The sequence below is a fragment of the Echinimonas agarilytica genome (assembly GCF_023703465.1).
In the GTDB taxonomy this organism is placed as follows: Bacteria; Pseudomonadota; Gammaproteobacteria; order Enterobacterales; family Neiellaceae; genus Echinimonas; species Echinimonas agarilytica.
Genome location: NZ_JAMQGP010000002.1, coordinates 410,250 through 428,891 on the forward strand (window position 1 = coordinate 410,250; position 18,642 = coordinate 428,891).

General features: G+C 44.1%; 13 protein-coding genes. 3 read left to right on the forward strand and 10 right to left on the reverse strand.

Going from position 1 to position 18,642, the window contains the following annotated elements:
• Positions 1-18: 18 nt before the first annotated feature.
• Together NAF29_RS06100 and NAF29_RS06105 are read right to left on the reverse strand one after the other, a co-directional pair.
• Positions 19-618 (reverse strand): Yip1 family protein, encoded by a 600-nt coding sequence (locus NAF29_RS06100; RefSeq protein ID WP_251260606.1) that lies wholly within the window; start codon positions 616-618, stop codon positions 19-21.
• A gap of 256 nt (positions 619-874) precedes the next feature.
• The gene (locus tag NAF29_RS06105; protein ID WP_251260607.1) at positions 875-3,889 is read right to left on the reverse strand and encodes an EAL domain-containing protein; all 3,015 of its coding nucleotides are present in this window, start codon (positions 3,887-3,889) and stop codon (positions 875-877) included.
• A gap of 485 nt (positions 3,890-4,374) precedes the next feature.
• Between NAF29_RS06105 and miaE the strand changes: the two genes are divergently transcribed.
• The 3 genes from miaE (at position 4,375) to NAF29_RS06120 (ending at position 8,771) form a co-directional block, all read left to right on the forward strand.
• A complete protein-coding gene (gene miaE, locus NAF29_RS06110; protein ID WP_251260608.1) occupies positions 4,375-5,136 on the forward strand; it encodes a tRNA isopentenyl-2-thiomethyl-A-37 hydroxylase MiaE in 762 nt (253 codons plus the stop codon).
• Between the two features lie 350 nt (positions 5,137-5,486).
• Positions 5,487-7,562: a TonB-dependent receptor gene (locus NAF29_RS06115; RefSeq protein ID WP_251260609.1), complete on the forward strand. Its 2,076-nt coding sequence runs from the start codon at positions 5,487-5,489 to the stop codon at positions 7,560-7,562.
• Between the two features lie 90 nt (positions 7,563-7,652).
• Positions 7,653-8,771 carry a PepSY-associated TM helix domain-containing protein gene (locus NAF29_RS06120; protein ID WP_251260610.1) on the forward strand — a complete coding sequence of 373 codons (1,119 nt, stop codon included), beginning with the start codon at positions 7,653-7,655 and terminating at the stop codon, positions 8,769-8,771.
• A 61-nt stretch (positions 8,772-8,832) separates the two neighbouring features.
• On the opposite strand, the gene NAF29_RS06125 is transcribed toward NAF29_RS06120, so the two are convergent.
• From NAF29_RS06125 to NAF29_RS06160, 8 genes are all read right to left on the reverse strand, one after another.
• Entirely contained in the window at positions 8,833-10,029 is a 1,197-nt protein-coding gene (locus NAF29_RS06125; protein ID WP_251260611.1) for an alginate export family protein, read from the reverse strand.
• 35 nt (positions 10,030-10,064) lie between these two features.
• On the reverse strand, positions 10,065-10,910 hold the full coding sequence (locus NAF29_RS06130) for an ABC transporter ATP-binding protein (protein WP_251260612.1): 846 nt from the start codon (positions 10,908-10,910) through the stop codon (positions 10,065-10,067).
• Positions 10,911-10,920: 10 nt separating this feature from the next.
• Positions 10,921-11,826, reverse strand: coding sequence for an ABC transporter permease (locus NAF29_RS06135; protein WP_285817652.1), 906 nt, complete (start codon positions 11,824-11,826; stop codon positions 10,921-10,923).
• A gap of 139 nt (positions 11,827-11,965) precedes the next feature.
• Positions 11,966-13,306 carry a CmpA/NrtA family ABC transporter substrate-binding protein gene (locus tag NAF29_RS06140; RefSeq protein WP_251260907.1) on the reverse strand — a complete coding sequence of 447 codons (1,341 nt, stop codon included), beginning with the start codon at positions 13,304-13,306 and terminating at the stop codon, positions 11,966-11,968.
• Between the two features lie 531 nt (positions 13,307-13,837).
• A complete protein-coding gene (locus NAF29_RS06145; RefSeq protein ID WP_251260613.1) occupies positions 13,838-15,583 on the reverse strand; it encodes a sugar phosphorylase in 1,746 nt (581 codons plus the stop codon).
• Positions 15,580-16,815: a glycosyltransferase family protein gene (locus NAF29_RS06150; RefSeq protein WP_251260614.1), complete on the reverse strand. Its 1,236-nt coding sequence runs from the start codon at positions 16,813-16,815 to the stop codon at positions 15,580-15,582. The genes NAF29_RS06145 and NAF29_RS06150 overlap by 4 nt, the downstream gene beginning before the upstream one ends.
• A gap of 1 nt (position 16,816) precedes the next feature.
• Positions 16,817-17,665: an HAD-IIB family hydrolase gene (locus tag NAF29_RS06155; RefSeq protein WP_251260615.1), complete on the reverse strand. Its 849-nt coding sequence runs from the start codon at positions 17,663-17,665 to the stop codon at positions 16,817-16,819.
• Positions 17,662-18,582: a hypothetical protein gene (locus NAF29_RS06160; RefSeq protein WP_251260616.1), complete on the reverse strand. Its 921-nt coding sequence runs from the start codon at positions 18,580-18,582 to the stop codon at positions 17,662-17,664. Before NAF29_RS06160 ends, NAF29_RS06155 begins: the two co-directional genes overlap by 4 nt.
• Between the last annotated feature and the right edge of the window lie 60 nt (positions 18,583-18,642).

Below are 18,642 nucleotides of genomic sequence, written 5' to 3' on the forward strand. Positions count from 1 at the left end.
TGAAATTTCGTCTTTGTGCTAGTGCACAAACTCTGGTCCCAATCCTAGGTTCCATAAAATCACTGTTGCAACCATGGTTGAGACAAGTAGAACTAAGCCACACGTCACTACGGAGCTGGCATAGATAAAACCGCGCTCTTCGGGGATATGCATTAAAATTGGAATGCCTGAATACAGTAAATAAACAGAATAAGACAACCCTACAAGCCCTACCAGCATAATGAACCACACTACAGGATACAAAGTAGCAAAACCAACCATCAGTAAAGGCGTTGCCGTATATGAAGCCAGTTCCAAGCATTGGGTGTATGTGGGGTTCGAACCGAATGTTTGTGCCATCCACTTAGCTAAATAAGCCAACGCACCTACGCCACAAAGCACTGCAACGTACATGGCAATGCCCATAACCAGCGCACTATTAGGAGACAGGTAAATCGGATCGCCAGCGCCAATACGCCAACCGATATAAACAGTCGAAAAGTATGAACAAACAGACGGGATTAGTGCAATCAGCATAATGTGCATGATGCTGTAACTTGCGCCTTCATGTTCGCGATCGATGGTATGCCATTCTTCACGTGGATGTGCGTAAAGTCCCCAAAGATGATTCAAAATCATAAGCCACTTCCTTTCTATTTAACGCCGCTCTTTTTGTACGACAAACCGAACATTGCAGTTCAACGGTTAGAAAAACTGAATAGCAATTAGACGAAGTAGGTGGTTTTTTTGGGATCCCGACTTTGAAGGTGAAATAGGATAGCCTTCAATTCCCTGTGTTGCAGTAGAGTCAATACTCTCCGACGTTCCACATACATTGTTCAATTGTTATGCAATCACTGTTGACGAGACTGTAAAATTCGTCAAGCAGTGTTTTTTACCCAAAACTCCGAATTTTGGAGTCTTGAGGCAGAAAATATGAGGCTTCTAGGGCTGTTTGAGCCAGAGGTTGGCTATATACATATCCTTGAACAACATCACATTCAAGCTCTCTAACGAGGTCTAACTGTGCGAGCGTTTCAACGCCCTCTGCGACGACTTTATGTCCCATCGCAGAGCCGAGTTCTTGAATGGCTTTGATAATCAGCCAATCTTGGCTATCGCGTTTTAATTCATTGAAGAAGCTGCGGTCAATTTTAAGACTTGTGAGTGGCAATTGACGCAGTAAGGAAATGGATGAAAAGCCGGTCCCAAAATCATCGAGTGAAATTTGAATACCATGTTGGCTTAACTGTTCTAGTATGGAACGCACATTGTCCATGTCAGCAATAGCTGTGGACTCTGTGATCTCCATGGTGATGTATTTGGGGTTGATAGCAGACACTTGCAGAATTTGGTGCACTGTTTTTAAGAACATGGGATTGGCAAGCTGCGCGGCACTCACATTCACCGACATGTTAATGTGGGTTGAGAATGTTTTTTGCCATTTTTTTAGAGTGCTACAGGCTTCTTTGAGAACCCAGTATCCGAGCTCTACAATTTGTCCATTTTCTTCGGCCAGCGGAATGAATTCTGCTGGAGAAATCTCGCCAAGTTCTTTTGAATGCCACCGGATAAGGGCTTCGACGCCCGTTAATTTATTGGTGACAGGGCAAATCTGTGGTTGATAAACCAGCGATAACTCATTGCTGATAATCGCCTTTCTTAATTCATTGTCAATGCGTGCTCGTGTGTTGCGGTCAGCCTGAATACTGGCTTTGTATAATGAAGTTTGATTTTTACCATTGGCTTTTGATTGGTGCATGGCCATATCCGCACGTCTTAGCAAGTCTGCGGGTGTGTCTGCATGATCGGGATATAACGCAATGCCAATGCTTGCGGTGACAAAGAAATCAATGTCGAGGGCATCATGCAATGGCTGCTCGATTTTGTTCAAAAGCCGATTGGCAGTGACGATGGCCTGGCGCTGATTATCAACAGGACATAAGCACACAAATTCATCGCCACTAAAACGAGCATAAAAATCATGATCACGCAGCGAGTTCTTTAAAATGGTTGTGACGTGGCGCAGTAGTTTGTCGCCTGCTTCATGCCCGTGTTGGTTGTTCAGGTGTTTGAATCGGTCTAAGCCAATTTGAATGACGGCCAATGGCTGTTGGGGAGAACGTCGAATTTGCTGCGCAAGCTGATCGCTTACCATGGAACGGTTTGGTAAACCTGTTAGGGCATCGTAGCTGGCCATCATTTTGAAACGTTGATCAGAGCGGCGCTTTTCAGTGACGTCCTGAATACTGCCAATCACGCGTTTGGGGCGGCCATCAAAGCCGGATATAACCTCGCCTGTCGCAGCAAACCAGCGTGTGGTTTTGTCATTGCACAGCATTCTGAAATTAACTGATAGCGGCATGCCATGCTTGATATGAGAGGCAATGCGCTTTTGCACAACCGCGCGATCAAGCGTGTTCATGCGATCAAACAAGCCCATATTGCGCACTGAACTTTGGCTTTCAGGTGACGTGAATCCAAGCATCTCAAGGGCGCGGTCATTCCAAGTGGTTTGGTCTGTTGCTAGGTCCCATTCCCACAGCCCTCCAGTCGACTTTTGCGCGGCCGCTTGTAAACGTCGTTGTAACCGGTCGGACTGCTTACCTTGTTGAATCGCCAAGGTTTCCAATACATCGCGCTCGTGGCGCTGAGCTAGCTGACTGACCAACCCCACAAATTGTTGATACAAGGCTAACTGTTCGGGGGAGTGTAAGCTACCCGCAACACAGATAAAGCCCCAAGCTTCATTATTCACGATGATAGGAAAAGACAAGATCTGAGCAGTGTTTACCACATACTTATCAAGCCAATGGTTTAAAGGAAAGTCTTCTGCACGACAAAATGCTTTAGCGCCTAACACTTCTGTGTCTAACTTGGAGCCATCGCCATGCATCTCAATTATTTTAATATACGGTCGTTGATTGTTATTGCGTTGCCAGTTTGCTAGACAAGCCCATTCGGTAAAGTGACCGATCTGTTTCTTTAAACTCAGTAACTCTTCTAATCCAGAGTGTAAGTTCTCATCTGAACTGACAAAGGCATTCGATAGCTCTAATAAATTGAGCGCCTTGGTGCCTTTGGAGGTAAATGCGGGGTCGTCATTTGCAGCTGAGTTCAGCAGTTTGTTTTCAACAAGGATTGTTTGCTGCCCCTGTTCAGGGTGTTCAGCGCGTCGCATCAATTGTTCAATGGCAAACTCTGCAAGTAGAAATGGATCATGAGAAACGCTGACACGGTTCGAATGATCGCTTTGCTGGGCTTCAAAGCTAACCACACAAACATCTTCTGGAACTCGCCAACTATGATGTGCTAAGCGATCGATTAGACCGGATGCAATTAAATCGTTTCCGCAGATCACCGCTTGAGGAGCATCTTCAAAGTTCACTAGATGATCGGCCGCTTGGTTACCTGCACTATATGACTGACCCTTTAAATTGATCAGATCATTTGCCAATGGGACTATTTGATAGGCTTGCTGGCATTCCATAAATGCATGATAGCGCTCGTTAATCTCTTGGCAGTCCAGATCACCAGCAAAGGTTATTTGTTGATATCCTCGTTCAAATAAATAGGCAAAAATCTGAGCAAGGCCATCTCTGTTATCGGAAATCACACAATCAATCTGATGCTCTGAGTATTGGTGCCCAATAGATATGAGTGGAATTTGTTTGTTGACTATGGTGTTGATTAATGACTTGCCAATGGCATTTTTGATCGAGATAACGGCATCCACATTATTGAGCGATAGCTCAGAATCATAGCGGCCTAAATTGCCAGTGCAGATCATGTGAATTTCTAGATTGAGTTCAAACGCGAGATGATTGAGGTGCTGACAAAGCTGACCATAGTAAAAACCATGTGCCATCGGTGTATACACTGCTACAGACCGGATTGTCTTCGCACCCATAAAGTTACCACTATTGGAGTGAGTCTAAACTCACATCAAATACTTTAGATTTTTGAACAAGGCTCAGCTTACCTGAATTAATGAATACTTTAATGACTGTAGTGAAAAAAAAGACACGTTCATGCATCTATTTGTGACTCATGTTGCTCAGGTGATAACAAAATGTTGACGACATTCACACTATATTATCGTTTCGATTGTTTTTTATATGGATTTTTAGGCGTTTTCAATCGATAACTTGCTAATCAGCGAAGATTATTCATGATTTATGCGGTTGGTTGTATGTCGATTTCCTGTTCATCAGGAAAAGTGCACGATGTTAACTTACGGTTAACATACGCATGTGTGGGGAACGACTTGTTCTACTTCGAGACTATGATGCTTCTGTCTGAGCATGATGTGGAATGACGGCTAAGCCTTAACGCCTAAGCTGATAGATGGTAGAATTTGAGTCACCCAACACTGGTATTTAGTTGTATTGAAAATTGACCACCTCTGATTTACTTGCCCCAATTTTATCATTTCTTAAATGTGAAACCCCGCAGGCGTGGCTTGATGTTGCTTCGTCAAAGCAAATGCTCCCCGACTTACTCATTGATCACTGCAACTGCGAGCTAAAAGCAGCGCAAACCGCAATGTGGTTGATCCGAAAATATGCCGTCGACACCAGTAGTAGTGCCGAATTGCTGCAATGGCTCAAGCCCTATGAAGATTTCGTTTATCGCCAAGGAGCAATGCCGGGCAGTGAGCATAGTGGGCTGGGTAAAAAATTACAGGTAAAAGAAGGCGTAGAGTTCGGTTCTGACCTTATTCAGAAAATGGTGTTGCTCATTAAAGAAGAGCTTCATCACTTTCAACAAGTTCTCGACATCATGAACCAGCGTCATATTCCTTACCAACCATTAGGCGCAGGGCGCTATGCAAAGGGTTTGATGAAAAAAGTGCGAACTTATGAACCTCAAGCCTTGACCGACAAACTAATTTGCGGCGCATACATCGAAGCTCGGTCGTGTGAACGATTTGCCGCGCTCGTGCCATATATTGATGATGATTTAGGCAAGTTCTATGTGTCCTTATTGCGCTCAGAGGCGCGACATTTTGAAGACTATTTGCATCTTGCACAACAAGTTGCAGGTGATGTATCAATTGCCGATCGAGTCGACATTATAGGCGAGGTTGAAGCTGAGTTAATTTTAGCCCCGGATACTGAGTTCAGATTTCACAGTGGCACTCCGAACAATACTTAAATCTCATTCAGGCCACTTTGTCTTTGGCAAGGCAAGGTGGCAACGCAAAGCCTTTCAATGGTGCTCTTGCTCTACCGTTTATTCTGGTGTTTTTGCAAAACTGAGCATCACGATGACATCCCTAGCCCCCCTTAATTGTTAACAAAAAGTATAGATTTAAAGTTAATGTTAATTTCGAGAGTTAACTAATTTCGCTTGAAAATTAATTAAGTTGTTGAAATTAAATGTGAATAAAATTTTAGAGTTCAACTTAGTGTAACGAGTATGTAAATGATAATAGTTTGCATTTGTATTTTATTTGTGTACAATCTCGCTCGTTTTAAAGTTAAGAAGTCTTTAATGGGAATCACATGAGAATCAACGTTTTATCTACAGCTGTATCCATAGCATTGGCGTCGTATGGCCATGTCGTAATGGCAGAAGAATCTAATATTGATGTAATTGAAGTGAAGGGAAGCTACTTTAACGACTATAAAGTAGATGATGCGTCGGGCGCGATGCGCATGAATACGTCTCTGTTAGACACTGCTCAAGCAGTGACTGTTATTCCTGAAATCGTGATTGATGAGCAATTAGCGACCACTCTGGGCGAAGTTCTCTCCAATGATGCAAGTTTGTCACCAGGCTCTAAACAGCGTAATCGTGAAGTTTTTAGTTCACGTGGATTCGAGCTCAGCTCATCCACAGGCTACCTCAGAGATGGTCATCAACACTGGTCACACTACCAACAACCGATCGAAACGTTGTCGAGTGTTGAAGTCATTAAAGGCCCTTCAAGTATTTTATATGGACAATCCGCCCCTGGTGGTGTGATTAACATGGTGACGAAGCAACCTACTTCCACTCGATTGTTCGATATCAGTGCCGATACCGATCAGAACGGCTCTTCTCGCTTTATGCTCGATGCAGGTGGTGAAATTGTAGAAGACCTGACATATCGAGGTGTGTTGGTGAAGCAAGACGTGGAATACGATCGGGAATACCAGAATGGTGAATCACGAGAGCGTGACCGTTTCTTGGGGTCGATCGTATTAGACTATTCAGTGAGTGATGATTTATCGATCAATGTTTACTATGACCGAACCAGCGATAAAACCGGCTTAGATACAGGCGCTTGGCTTGATAATAACGGCAATGTAATCGGTAGTGATGACACTATCTATGATTTCTCATGGGCTTTCACAGACATTGATGTTGAAAACATCGGTACCAAAATCAGCTATTTTTTCAACCAAGACTGGATGATGAAAGTTGGTTACAACGAGCAAACATTTGAACGCCAACGTTTCGAGTCTTCGCCTAGAAAACCTTCGGACTATGTTGAAGGTGACAGCTATACATCGAATCCGTATGACCGATTCGACGATTGGAAGTTCAAAACCGCCTACGTTGATTTGGTGGGGCAATTTTCGATTGCGTCAACCGAACATCAAGTATTGGTCGGGATGAACAGCCTAGATTATTACTACGGACAGCTCAGAGTTACAGCTCCTTCTGTGGACTATGTGCCAGGTGGCACTGAACCCACTCGACCCGACATTAGCTACAAGGACGATGATAGCCTCTATACCAGCGAATATGACTACTACGGTTTTTACTTTCAAGATCTGGTGACGCTCAATGAAAATTGGCAAGTTGCTTTTGGCGGTCGTTTTGATCGTCAAAATAGTGAGGGAGCAGATAGCGAATCCTTCGTTCCTAAATTTGGTGTGTTGTATCACCCGATTGAAAATGCCACCGTGTATGTGAACTATTCAGAAAGTTTCGAACCTGCTTCAAGTGAAACATTGAACGATGAGACAGATGCAAACCACGGTATGGATCTGGATGCGGTCACATCTGAGCAAATTGAAATTGGTGCCAAATGGCAAGTGTCAGATCGACTACTTGTGGAAACGGCCTTGTTTGATATTGAAAAAACAGGTGCTTTAATTTCCGAACGCCTTGATGATGATTCTGATTTCGACACCATTACAACTCAGTCGGGTGTGCAAAAACACCAAGGTTTTGAGTTGTCAGCTCAAGGTGCCGTGACCGACAAGTTGTTCTTGATGGCATCTACCATGTACCTTGATGCCGAGTATGAAAAAGATGAAAACTATCAGGGTAAAACGCCAATTGATGCTCCTGAATGGTCTGCATCGGTCTGGTCTCGATATGAATACACAGAAAACTTAGCACTGAACTTAGGAGCTTTTTACCAAGGTGAGCGCTATGCCGATAGCAATAACACGGTGAAAAAAGACGGGTACACGCGATTTGATTTGGGTGCGACTTATCAACATGAAATAGGTGGTGTGGACGTAAATTATCGATTTAATATCGAAAACTTGTTTGATACCAATTACCTTGCCGGCGGTGGCGTGAATAATGTCACTATTGGTGATGAACGTATGGCTCGATTCGAGATCAAAACATCGTTCTAGCCTGACTCAAGGCAATTAGATTATTGCCTTACTTTAAATTCAGGGAAGTTAGTTAAACCAGCACACAGTGCTGGTTTTTTTGGTATGTACATGAGCATCAAAAAAACTCTATTTTGGGCACACCTGGTTTTAGGTTGTAGTGCCGCTCTTTTTATCTTTCTAATGTCTATCAGCGGCGTAGCACTTACCTACGAGCGTCAGATGATTCAAGCCGCTCAACGGGCTGACTATCCGGTTGCTCCTTCTACACAAAGCCAGCCTTTGGAGATGGATGAAGTTGTTGATTTTATCGAAAACTACCATTTCAAAAAAACGCCTCAAATTCAGATCAGTCATGAGCAATCCGCTCCAGTGGTGTTAAAGGATGGCCGCCGCACAGTGGCTTACCTCAATCCCTACACAGGAGAAAAACTAGATTCTTTGGGAGAGGGAACAGTCACATTCTTTAAAAAGCTCAGAGCCTTTCACCGGTGGTTAACGTTCGACGGAAGCTTCAGTGAAACGGGGAGTTGGGTGAATGGCATCTCCAATGCTTTCTTTTTAGTACTGGTTATCAGTGGAATTTACCTTTGGTTTCCACAACGCTTTAAAGCCCGTGCGTTTAAGCAGAAACTAACCTTGAATGGACGCTATGCAAATAGCAAAGCCAGAAACTACCAATGGCATAATGTATTTGGCCTATATATGGCACCTATTTTGTTTGTTGTGGTTTTCACTGCTTTGTTTTTTTCATTTAAATGGCCGGGCGAAGCGTTAAAGAACTTTGCTACATCTGAGTCGCCTTTATTCCCGAGTCAGTTGGTACTGCAAGAGTTGAACGTTGACACAGCTTTACCACTGGCCCAGCAACTTGATGCAGTGAAACAAGCCTTTCCTCAGTGGCAGACGATTCAGTTTTCGTTGTCGAACCGAAATGAGGGAGTTAGTGTTTATCAAGTTGACTATGGCAATGGCGGAGAACCTCAAAAGCGCTTCTCGGTTGCTCTGAATACATCCAATGCAAACGTGTTAGAAACACAGTCATTTGAGCAGTTGTCTGATTACCGAAAAGTACGCAGCTACATTCGATTTTTGCACACGGGCGAGATTTATGGGCTTGTTGGACAAACTCTGGCGGGTATCGCATCGTTACTTGCATGTTTGCTGGTGTATACCGGAATTATGTTGTCGTGGACACGATGGAAAAACAGCCGTAAAAAACGTGATTAAACTGGATTATGTCGATAAAAAGGGAGCCGAGGCTCCCTTTTTATATCGATAGCAAGAGTGATTAGAATTTAGCGCCAACCCAAACCCAAGCTTTATCAGTGTCTGCTTTGTAGTCGTCAGCAGAGTATGCCGCGTACTTCACGCCACCACTGAAGACATCGTTAAATTTGTATGCGTACAATAAATCAAGCTCGGTACCGAGATCATCCAATGTATCTGAAGACTCATTGGCAGTGAAATCGTGATAAACAGCAGCCCACTTACCACCAAACAATTTACCTCCAGCAGAGAAGTACAAGTCTTCTACACCTTCAGCTGGTGTGCTCAAGAACATGTCTGCCCAACCTTGGAACTTATGCAATGTTGCCAGTGGAGTTTGGAATGCACCTTTACCATCGTCAGAGCCCAATACTTCATAACCGAGTTTGAAGGTAATACCGCTGTAGACAACACCACCTTCTACTAAGTAGTAGTCGGCATCGTAATCTTCTTTGCCTTCTTCTTCATAGCTTTGGCTAGCAAACTCTAGAGCGTATAGGACTTTTACGCTATCTAAATCAGTACCGCCTTTGAAGCTCGCGCCCCAAGTGTCGTAGCTTTTTTCTGTATCAGTGTCTTCTTCAAGTAAGTAGCCGTAACCGCTTAATGTACCGTAAGACGTTTTATACGATGCGTTCAACAAGTGATCGTTTGATTTGATGTCTTTGTCTTCAGCGAAAATACGGTTGCGCTTGTCAATATAGGCGTACTTTACAGCAACATCTTTTGCTGGAGTCACGTCGATGCTTACTGCATCAAACGTTTGACGATCTTGACGCCAGCCAACATGACCTACAAAACGCTGACCATCCAACGCAATGACTTGGCGACCAATTTTACCGCCGAACATGCCGTTTTTGTATGCAAGGTAACCTTGATCCAATTCTGTTGTTTCTGGATCGGCAATCACAGAGTATTCAGGTTTACCGTTCAGACCTGCTGCGTTGTAGTCGTCGATACCGGCCACGACGCGAACATCTTCCATACCAACAACGGCAGAGAAACCTTCGAATTCGCCCGTGGTATAGGTAATACGAGTACGCAACGTCAGTGCGTCAGCGTCTTTAGCAGCAGTATCGTCAGAAACATTCTCGTAACGTAAGTTAGCATCTACGGTAGCTTTGCCTGATTTCAGTGCAGTTGTGAAGTCGTTTGCAAGTGCAGGAGTCGCCGCTGCTGCAAGCGCGAGTGAAACGGAAAGTGCGAGTTTGTTCATCATTTTATCCTTATTGATTTAAATCCTAACGGAACTGTTTAAGCCACTTCGGAGGCTTTTTTATTCGTTTTTTTAGTATTGCTAGAAGGTGCAATAGGCTCTACCTTGCGTTGCTTTTCGTATAAGAATCTTAATACGGCAGAGCGCAAGTGATTGTATTCTTTATCTTCAGCAAGAGATAGGCGGTCACGTGGGCGTTCCAAGTTAACATCCAAAATCTCGCCAATGGTTGCCGCCGGACCATTCGTCATCATCACGATACGATCAGACAGGAGTACGGCTTCGTCTACATCATGCGTAATCATGATGACGGTATTGTTGAGTTCGGCTTGAATCTCCATCAGAGAATCTTGCATATGAGCGCGGGTAAGGGCATCGAGCGCGCCAAAAGGTTCATCCATCAACAATACTTCTGGCTGCATGGCTAAAGCTCGCGCAATACCAACACGTTGCTTCATACCACCAGAAATCTCATCTGGACGTTTGTGCATGGCATGATCCATATGAACGAGTTTTAGGTTGTGCTCAATCCACTCTTTGGTTTCCGCTTTTGATTTGCTGCGTCCAAATACTTGTTTTACTGCCAGCTCTACATTTTGATAAGCCGTTAGCCAAGGCAATAGCGAGTGATTTTGAAACACGACGGCTCGTTCTGGACCCGGCTCTGACACTTCGCGCCCGTTCAAAATGACACCGCCTGTTGTAGCCTGATATAAGCCAGCAACGACGTTCAATACAGTTGATTTACCGCAACCAGAGTGACCGATAAGAGAGACGAACTCGCCTTTTTTTATTTGTAAATCAACGCCTTTAAGAGCTGTAAACGGGCCTTTTGGAGTTGGAAAGACCATGTCCATTTGACTGATATCGAGAGTAATACTCATGGTGTTCTCCTTATTGCGCTGACGCTTTATCCCAAGATGCGAGACGTTGTAGTTGAAGCATGGCTCTGTCGAGTAAGAAGCCGATGAAACCGATGACAATAACAGCGGTCATGATACGTGACAGAGAGTCTGAACTTCCGTTTTGGAATTCATCCCAAACGAACTTTCCAAGCCCTGGGTTTTGCGCCAACATTTCGGCTGCAATGAGTACCATCCAAGCCACACTAAGCGATAAGCGCATACCTGTGAAAATCATTGGAATAGATGCAGGAATCACAATTTTTTGTACATGCTTTAAAGCGGGTAAGCGTAATACTCGGCTTACATTGACCAGATCGCTGTCTATCGATGCAACGCCTACCGAAGTATTAATCACCATTGGCCATAAGCAACAAAGGCTTACAGTGATCATTGAATTGACGAATGATTTAGGAACAATGGGGTCTTGCGATACATATAACGCACTAACAACCATGGTGACTAACGGGAGCCATGCGAGTGGAGAAACCGGCTTAAAGATCTGGATGATTGGATTAATGGCCGTATTCAATGTTTTGTTCAAGCCGATCGCAATACCGAGAGGAATTGCAATGATTGCGGCTAATAGGAAGCCACTCATCACGGTAATTAAGCTGGTAATGATTTGGTCGAAGAAAGTTTCTTTACCCGTGTAGTTACGAACCTTCGCTTCGTAAGTTGGGTCTTTTTCCAAGCGCGCTGCATTGCGTTTTTCTTGGCGTTCGTAAAAGGCTTCAGCTTTTACGCGTTCTGCAACATGCTCGTCGTAAAGGGTCGACATTTGTGTTGCTACGTTTGACGGTCCAGGGAATTTACCTAAAGAAGTATCAATGCGATCAGCAGCCATTGACCAAAGTATCAAGAATATTGCGATACCGACCAATGGAAGAGCGATCATATTGGTGACTTTGTTCAATGCCAACTTGAATTGAGCCGAATTCAATTGAAGTGCTGTCATTTTGGCCACCTTATTAGTAATAGTTGTCATTATTTAATCTCCAGATTTCCTCGGGCTTTACGCCCGAGGTATCAGGTTTTTACAGTTTGTCGCCAGTTTTAAGGCCAATTTTGAAGCTATCAATGTAAGCGTTTGGTTTAGTACCGTCGTAAACTACGCCATCAATGAACTCTTTTTGAGGTGGCTTGAAGCCTGTTTCTGTATCGAAGTTCGGGAAGTCTTTTGCGTCTGCTAATTTTTCAGCAATCAAAGATTTCGCAGCAGTTGTGTAGATGTCTGGGCGGTAAACGCTTTTCGCCATGTCGATGTACCAGTCATCAGATTTGTCTTCTGAAATTTGACCCCAACGACGCATTTGGCTCAAGTACCAGATTGCATCTGAGTAGAACGGGTAAGTCGCGTTGTAACGGAAGAATACATTGAAATCTGGTACTTCACGTTTGTCGCCTTTCTCGTACTCAAAGGTACCTGTCATGCTGTTCGCAATCACATCGTAGTCAGCACCTACATAGTTAGGTTGTGACAAGATCTTCACTGCTTCTGGGCGGTTTGCGTTGTTGTTTTCATCCAACCACATTGCAGCTCGAATAAGCGCGCGAGTTAAACGAACTGTGGTATTTGGGTATTTTTCAGCAAATTCAGCGGTGATACCGAATACTTTTTCAGGGTTGTTTTTCCAGATTTCGTAATCGGTAATGACCGGAACACCAATACCTTTAAATACAGCCTGTTGGTTCCAAGGTTCACCTACGCAGTAGCCGTAGATTGTGCCAGCTTCTAGAGTTGCAGGCATTTGCGGTGGAGGCGTTACAGATAACAGTGCTTCTGCATCAATAGTACCTGATGAGTCACCTTTGTGAGGTGCGTAGTAACCAGGGTGGATACCGCCAGCAGCTAGCCAGTAGCGAAGTTCATAGTTGTGAGTTGATACAGGGAATACCATTCCCATGTTAAATGGCTTGCCGTCGGCAATATACTTGTCAACAACAGGTTTGAGCGCGTCAGCTTTAATTGGATGAACTGGACGGCCATCAGCCATTTTTGGAATGTTTGGCTTCATTTGCTTCCAAATTTCATTGGAAACTGTAATACCGTTACCGTTTAAGTCCATTGAGAACGGCGTAATGATGTGTGCCTTTGTACCAAAACCCATTGTCGCGGCAATCGGTTGGCCGGCTAACATGTGAGCACCGTCTAAGCTGCCATCAATTACGCCGTTGAGTAGCACTTTCCAGTTGGCTTGAGCTTCAATAGTGACGTAAAGGCCTTCATCTTCGAAGTAACCATTTTCATAGGCAACAGCGATGGGCGCCATATCAGTGAGTTTAATAAAGCCAAACTTAAGCTCTTCTTTTTCTGGGTACCCTAGTTCCTCAGCTGTTGTGCTGGTTACAGTAAAAGTAGAGGCGGCTAAAGCAATTGCAGATGCAAGCACTGCCTTTTGCTTTGATACTTTAGATAAGCTTTTCCATGTGTTTTTAATAAAGGACACGTGTTATCTCCATCAGATAGTAATAAGTCATTCTTAAAATGAAAAAGGCGCTCTCTATCTCAGCAATGAATACTGAATTAGAGAGCGCCTTTGCTCTTTAAAATATGTAGGTTCATGGCATGCCACACTTGAAGGCATTCAAGAACTTTGTTGAATAACCTATAGCTAAGTCTGTGCCATGTTTTAAAATTACAATAAAAACAATCACTTGTGTTTTTTTGTTCGTTTGGGGTGCGCTTTTTAAAATATCAGATGTGCAATTCATGCACCTAAAATGCAACTTACGGATCGAAGCAGGGCGTTATTGCGTGCACTAATATGGTGATTTGCATTAAATGTGATCTCGATCTGGTTTGATCTAAAGTTGTGCGTGCACGTTTGTGGGGATATTTTGTGATGTTTAAGGCAGAAAAAAGCCCTGATAAATACAGGGCTTGAATGCTGACATTTCAAGTCAGGTTAGCGGTTGGTGATCCAAACTGTTTGATAAGGGGCCAGAATCATAGTGCCGGCGCTAACGTCGATGGTTGAATTGGATATCAGGTCCACCCAAGACTGAAGATCAATTAAGTTAATGTCAGCTAAATTCAATACCTGTTCTTGATCCGATACATTACTGACAGAAAAAACACTCTGTTCGCGATCGAGACTTTGTCGCCATATGCCAAATAATTGCCCACCTAATTGCAACGTAAATTGCGTTGCGTTGGGGTGAAACGCTTTTTGCTTGATGCGTAAAGCGAGCAAGTGCTTCATTCGAGCCAATACCTTGGCATGTTGCGTATGGCTGCGTGCCAATTGCGACGTTAAGTCTTCTATTTGCCAGCGATGGCGATTGATCGAGCGATTATGTTGTGTGTTTTCCAGTTTCTCATAGTCATTACCTGTTGCCAGTAAACTATGAATGTACAGACCCGGAATACCCTCTAGCGCAAACATAATGGCATGAGCACACATAAAGCGGTCTTCACCCCAGCGGTCGGGGCCATTAACGGTGCCTTGCAGTGCGTCATATAGCGCAATGTTAATTTCGTAAGGTTTACGCTGACCATTTTCCGCGTTACGCCAAGACACGCATCCTCCAAATGAAGACATGGTATTGACCAATTGATTAATTTCTTCATCATTGAGTAACCCTTCAGCTGGGCGCAGCCCGATGCCGTCATGTGACGCAATGAAATTAAAGTATGCTGTGCCGTTACGGGCAGGGGGCATGCTCATCAACCATTGTTTGAGATAACGGCAGTTCCCTGTGACAAGGGTATTCAGCAATAGCGGTGGTAATGAAAAGTTATAAATGCAGTGGGCTTCGTTGGCATTCCCGAAATAGCTTAGATTTTGCTGGTTTGGAATATTGGTTTCTGTAATGACTACGGCATCAGGTTGAGCGTGCTCAATTAGGCAGCGCAAAAGCCGAATGACTTCATGAGTTTTGGGCAGGTTAATTGATGTTGAACCGACTTCTTTCCAAAGGAATGCAACTGCGTCTAAACGGAATAGATTGACTCCACTATCAAGATATTGGCGAATAATCGAAATAAACGTCAGCAATACTTTGGTGTTACGAAAGTCGAGATCGACTTGATCGTGACTAAATGTACACCACACATGTTGAGTGCCTTTGAGGGTTTCGGTTTCGCGTAATAAAGGAGAGGTTCGAGGACGCACAACCTGCGATAAATCATCGTCTGGACTGGCGGTATAAAAGAAGTCGTGGCCAGGGCCATCGCATTTGATAAAGTTCTGAAACCAAGCACTTCGTGAAGAGCAATGGTTGATCACTAAATCAGCCATCACTCGATAATCGCTAGAGAGTGCTTCAATGTCGCACCAATCGCCTAGTGATTCATTCACACTGGAATAGTCAATAACCGCAAAGCCATCGTCGGAACTGTATGGAAAAAACGGCAGCACATGCACGCCGTTGATATAGCCCTTACAGTGCTCCTGCATAAAGCCATGAAGTTCTTGCAGTGGCTTTTTAGCATCACTAATTAAGCTATCGCCATAGGTAATTAGAATGACATCTTGCTCATCCCAATGATTGATAAATGCTTCGGGGGACGTTTCAACGTCATTGACCCGCATGGTATCAATGGCCGCTTGGGCCAAAGATTCCATGTCGTCTGGCTCTACAATTCCATCATAAATGGTTGAGAGATGGTGAATGACTCGTTGGTGCAAGTGTTCACTTGCATTGTTCATACGACCTCCTGTGCCGCAAATTCCTTGCGATCTTCTTCCACCGCGGTATGTAGGCGCTCAAGCACGTCTGGCATGGCGCTAATGACTCGGTTCCAGCTTGGTATGAAAGGTGTATCCATTGGATATTCAAGGAAGTGTTGGCCCGCTGTCATAATATTTTGGGCAAACATCTCAACGGCTTTTTCTTCATTATGGATATCAACGGTCAGACCATTAATGATCGCGTCGTTTCGATATGCTTCGATGAAATCTAATGCAATTCGATAGTATGTGGCTTTGAGTGAACGAAACACTTCAGTGGAAAATGTTTCGCCTTGTGTGGCCAGCTTTCTGAAAAGCGCTTTGGTAATGTCGATGGACATTTTGCTGAGCCCTGCATTGGCATCTTCAATGGACAGATCTTGATGCTTGTGATCGTAGATTTGAGCGATATCTACTTGGCATAGGCGATTGTTTGAATAGTTGCGATGCATTTCTGAAAGCACCCCAATTTCTAATCCCCAGTCGCTTGGAATACGAATATCGGTTAACACATCACGACGAAATGAAAATTCTCCGGCTAACGGATATTTAAAACTGTCCATGTACTCAAGGTATTCGCTATGCCCCACAATCCGTTTCAGAGCTAACAAGAGAGGCGTGACGAGTAAACGTGACACACGACCATTGAGTTTGCCATCGGCAACACGGGCATAAAAACCTTTACAAAATTCGTAGTTAAATTGTGGGTTGGCCACGGGGTAAATGAGTCGCGCGAGTAAATCTCGCTTGTAAGTGACAATATCGCAATCATGCAATGCAACGGACTCAGAACGTTTGGAGGCTAGAATGTAGCCCATGCAATACCAAACGTTACGGCCTTTACCCAGCTCTTTTGGTGCGAGGCCTAATTCTGCCAATTCAGCATCTAACGCTTTAAGTCGTGGGCCGTCGTTCCAAAGAATTCGGTGGTGTTGTGGTAGCTTTCCAAAAAATTCAGTGGCGTGTTTGTATTCGTCTAGATTGGCGCGGTCTAGCCCAATAACGATCTCTGTGAGGTAATTGACGTGTGTCAACTCATCGATAATTCCGCTGAGTGCAGGGCCTTGCAACTCAGAATAAAGCGACGGCAAGATGAGCGCCATCGGGCGAGTTTTATTGAACTCGAATAATTCAGCTTCGATATCTTCAACTGAGCGATCAGCAATATTATGCAGGGTGGTGATCACGCCATTTTGATAAAAATCAGCCATTTTACTTCTCCTTTTCCAGTAACGATTGTTCCGGAATATTTAATAATTCAGAAAGTGACTCTGCCCAGCCGATAGGGCCAAAAGACTGGGTGAAAATAGTGTTTTTGGTTCGCTTTAACGCAAGAGGGTCATGAATTGGCGATGCAATAACGACGGCATGATCGGCACTTTCGAGCATGTCGATATCATTATCGCTATCTCCTAATGCAATGGTTTCAAATGCGATTTCTGGTGATTGTTGGGTGTAAATATTTTTCAGCCATTGCATGGCTGTACCTTTGTTGGCGCTGCCGCCTACATGAAGAAAGCGTCCGCCTTGAAGTACGTGTCCGCCGAGTTGCTCAATCGCTTCAACAAATAAGGCTTTGTCTTCACGGTTGCCGTGCCATAGCACGGGTTCACCGAATTGGCGCTGAGATGCGCGCTCGGCTTGTTTTAAATTTAATCCTGTTAATTGAGAAATGTCCTCAATCGAGATGTTCGAAAACGAGGTATACAAGGACTGAAAACGAGGCTTTAAATGATGCAGTAAATCTACCCAGTGCTGACGGTTTTTACTAAAGCTAAACTGCCACAAAGCGCCGTCATCAATGCAGCCCTCGGGAGCTGTAGGAAATAACTTTTTGGGTAAATAAATAGCCGCTCCATTTTCCACAATGAATGGACAGCTGTTATTAATTTCTTTGCGAATATGAATCAGCTCGGCACAGGTTTTACTGGTATTGGCAATGACAGGGATTCTCTGCTCGGAACAATAAGCCAGGGTGGTCTTCGCTGCTTCAAATGAATAGCTATAGTGGTCAAGCAGAGTGCCATCTAAATCGGTGAAAATAAGAGGGTGCTTGATCATATTAAGTATTCCTTTGGTCGGTGCAATGATTGAATGCGGCGATCGCTCCTGAGATCCCAGACGTAATGACAATGATTTGGGAGCTGTTGCAAACCATGCTCCGTAAGTCGTTGAAAATAGCTAATAAATTCGGATATTTGTTCTTGCGTCATTACTTTGGATGAATCGCCTCCTGTTTGTTGAACTCTAGCTGCGAGCTTTTGTTCTTGTTCAAAGCGCCATTGCATGACCGTTGAAAAAGCTGGGGCTTTTAGCATCAGCCAAATATCGACGAGTTCGTACAGCGGTTCGTAAGCGGTTTTGAGTTGATCATTGACATAGTTGCGCCAAACCGCGTTGGCATCTTGTTGTACTTCGAGAGAGTTGGCAGGGCATGTGATGTCATTCGCTCCTTGGGCGCGAACTCCCCAGCACCAGCCTTCAACGATAATGATATCGACAGGGGGGGTGATGTCAGTCCATTCTGAGATGGGAAACGGGTTATCAATGGCCTTGTTAAAACGCGGGATGGTGGTGTGCAATGATGATTTTAGATTAGACATGACCCGTTGCAATAGTTGGGTGTCGTGGGTGCCTGGCACGCCGCGTGTTGCTAAAAGTGGGTGTACCTGTTGCGCTAATTCATTGCGCTTGTCTTGCGTGAAGTAGAAGTCGTCGAGCGACATGACCACGCATTTAAGATTGTACTCAGATTCAAAGATCATCGATAAATAGCTAGCCAGCGTCGATTTCCCTGAGCCTTGTGAGCCATTAACTCCAATGATCAATGGGCTTTTTGCACCTTTTTGGTGCTTGCTAATTTCTGCTGTAATTGGCTTGAACCAATGTTGAGCATGTTCTAAGTAGGCTTCAGACAACGCATTTTCTAATAAGAAGCACTGTTCTGCTTTACTTGTATTAATAACAACCTCCGCCACACAGTCTTGATACTGTGAATACAATTCAACAACTGTGCCACAGTGTAGTCATTGACTATG